At 76.8% G+C, this 3190-nt stretch carries 2 protein-coding genes; one reads left to right on the top strand and one right to left on the bottom strand.

Annotated features, from left to right (window positions below):
• Positions 1–288 precede the first annotated feature (288 nt).
• Positions 289–2661, top strand: a complete 2373-nt coding sequence (locus EAO71_RS36705) for a protein kinase domain-containing protein (RefSeq protein WP_187282988.1) — start codon at positions 289–291, stop codon at positions 2659–2661.
• Between the two features lie 227 nt (positions 2662–2888).
• Here EAO71_RS36705 and EAO71_RS38135 read toward each other — a convergent pair.
• Positions 2889–3190: hypothetical protein (locus tag EAO71_RS38135; protein ID WP_187282987.1), on the bottom strand; the 302-nt coding region annotated here is incomplete at its 5' end.

Below are 3190 nucleotides of genomic sequence, written 5' to 3'. Positions count from 1 at the left end.
CGCCAATCCAACCGACCGTTCCTTGCTGGAGGCAGTGCTCGATGGCCTACGACAACGGCTCTGAGCGCCACGAGAGTTTCGTGTCCGAATTCGCGTTCGCGTCGGCGTCGGGGCGACGGCGCCGTGACTGTCCGTAATGGTCCGAACCGTCCCGCCCGGTGCGCGGCACGTCGTCCCGATTCGCCCGGCACGCGGGCGCGGCTTGACTGTCCGGCGCCGTGCCAGGTAAGGACATGCCAGCACCCGCTCACGGTGCGGAACGGGGGGTGCACACTCATGAAACCGCTGGTGCCTGGCGATCCTGCCTCGGTCGGCGACGGCCGCTACCAGCTCACACACCGGCTGGGCCAGGGCGGCATGGGAGTGGTCTATCTCGGCCGCTCCCCCTCCGGCCGCGCGGTGGCCGTCAAGGTCGTGCGCCCCGAGCTGAGCACCGAACCGGGATTCCGGCGCCGGTTCGCCGACGAGGTGGCCGCGGCGCAGCGGGTGAGCGGCTTCCACACCGCCCCGGTCGTCGACGCGGACCCCGAGGGGGATCCGGCCTGGCTGGTGACGGCGTTCGTGCCGGGGCCGACCCTGGCCGCGGTCCTCGACCGGGTCGGTGCCCTGCCGGCCGACACGCTCACGGTGCTGGCCGCCGGGCTGGCGGAGGCGCTGGACTCGATCCACCGGGCCGGGGTGGTCCACCGGGACCTCAAGCCGGCGAACATCATCGTCGCGGAGGACGGGCCGCGGGTGATCGACTTCGGTATCGCCCGCGCGCTGGACGGGACGGTGCTGACGCAGACCGGCTTCCAGGTGGGCACCCCCGGCTTCCTCGCGCCCGAGCAGCTGATCAGCGGCACGGTCACCCCCGCGGTGGACGTCTTCGCCCTCGGCGTGGTCCTCGCCCAGGCGGCGGGCGGCTCTCCCTTCGGCGACGGCCCGTCGATGGCCCGCCACTACAAGATCGTGCACGAGGAGCCGGACCTGACCGCGGTCCCGGACGAGCTGCGCGCGCTGGTCGCCGAATGCCTGTCCAAGGACCCGGCGGACCGGCCCGCGCCCGGCGACTTCCTGCGCCGGCTGACGGTCCGCCACCCGGCCGGCGGCGGGTGGCTCCCCGACGCCGCCACGGTCCTGCTGCCCCGGCAGGACCCGGGCCGGCCGCCCGCGACCGGACCCGGGCCGGCCGCGGCACCGGGGTCCGGGCGGACGCCGGGGCCCGGGCCGGACCCGAGCACGGACGCGAAGGCCGCCGGACCCGGGGCGCCGACCGCGAACCCCTCCGGTGCGACGGCCCCCGCGGTACCGCCGCACGGCGCCACCGCGCCGGGAGCCACCGCCGCCGACGCTCCGGAGACCGCCGGGACGGCGGATCCGCGCACCCTCGATCCCCGGAGCACGGCCCCCCGGGTGGATCCCCGGACCGGGTCCGTGGACCCGGCGTCCGCGCCGGACGCCCGGACCCCCGCGGGAGCCACCGGATCCGGCCCGGATGCGGGCACCCCGGCCGCCGCGTCCTCCCCGGCGTCGGCCTCGGCCGGACCCGCGGAGGAGGCCGGCCGGCACGCGTCGCCGACCGTCACCGCCCCGGGCACCGGGTGGCCGGGCGCCGTCCCCGGGACGCCCGGCGTCTTCGGGCCGCCCGACACCCCGGCGGGACCGGGAGAGCCCGGATCGCCCGGCACGGTCGCCGCCCCGCCCGCACGGCGCCGCCGGACGCCCGCACTGGTCGCCGCCGCCGCACTGGTCGCGCTGTCCACCGTCGGCCTGCTGGTGTGGCAGTCGTGGTCGGGAGCGTCGGACGGCAAGGGCGGCACCCCGAGCACCCCGACGGCCACCGGTCCCGCCCCGTTCCCCGCCGACTCGGTGCTGATCCGCGAGGACACCGCCCCGGGCTGGCCGCAGACCTGCCACGGATCGATCTCCCGCCGCGACCGGGGCACCCCCAAGCCGGTGCGGCTGATCACCGGGGAGCCGTGCGTCATGCTCCCCCAGTGGTCCCCGGACCGCCGGTCGTTCGCGTACACCCGGGTCGACGCCGACGGCGCGTCCGTGTGGCGCGCGGACGCCGACGGTTCGAACGCCCGGCGGATCGCGCCCATCGCCGGGGGCCGGGCCTCCTGGTCCCCGGACGGGAAGCGCCTGGCCGTGCTCCGTGTGAAGGACGGCGTCCAGCAGCTGTTCGTGGTGAACGTCGCGGACGGCGCGGCGCAGCAGCTCACCACGGGCGGCGGCAAGGTCGAAGACCCCGCGTGGTCCCCCGACGGCAAGCAGATCGCCGTCTGCATGCAGGCGGGCGACAGCGGCTGGCAGATCCACGTCGTGGACCCGGCGAAGCCGGGCGGCGCCCCGCGGCAGCTGACGCGGCTGCCGCACGCGGCGTTCGACCCGGTGTGGTCGCCGGACGGCCGCACCTTCGCGTACACGGCGGGGAAGTACGGCCAGGGCACCCAGGGCGACATCCGCCTCGTCGGCACCGACGGGACGGACGACCGTGCCCTGATGGCGACCCCCGCGCACGAGATGGACCCGTCCTGGTCCCCGGACGGCAGCTGGGTGTCCTTCGTCCGGGGCCCGTACGCGAGTCCCTGGGTCTGGGTGGTCCGCGCGGACGGTTCCGGCGCCTTCTCCCTCAGCACCGGCGCGGCCTCGGAAGCCCACGCCGACTGGAGCTGACGGCACGGCTCTTCGTGCCCGCCGGGCCCGCACGCGCGTCGTGCGGGCCCGCGCGCGTGCGCGGGCGGCGCACGAGCCGTCGCCCGCCTCGCTCGCAGCCGTCCCAGGAAACCCCACCGCACCCGCCCCCGGAGACCCACCCGATCCGCGTGATAGCACGACGCCCCATACGCCTGGGCGGCATCCGCGAACTCCGGWCGGATCATGTGCATTTCTGTTACGTTGCTCTACTTGCCCGAGGGTGGTGGGAGCCGCGCGCCGTGGACGCGCGGGCGATCGTCCGACCTGGGTTGCCGCCCGGCGCCGGGGCCACCGCCCCTCCCCCACGCCGTCGTGGGCACGTGCGCGAGGCGGGCCGCCGTCGCGCCGAGCTCACAGCCGGTGGTACCGGCCCAGCGCACCGCGAACTTGACCGCGCGCAGGATCAGCCGGGCCTGGTCGAGCCGGTCGTCGGTGGAGTGCAGCGAGGTGAGGCGACGCGGCCGGGCCCGCAGGTCCGCCAGCCCCGCGCCGGTCGGGTCGACCACGG

This window comes from Streptomyces sp. MS191 (assembly GCF_008042125.1).
In the GTDB taxonomy this organism is placed as follows: Bacteria; Actinomycetota; Actinomycetes; order Streptomycetales; family Streptomycetaceae; genus Streptomyces.
The sequence above is the reverse complement of the archived record's forward strand: the minus strand, read 5'-3'. Positions and strand labels throughout refer to the sequence as shown.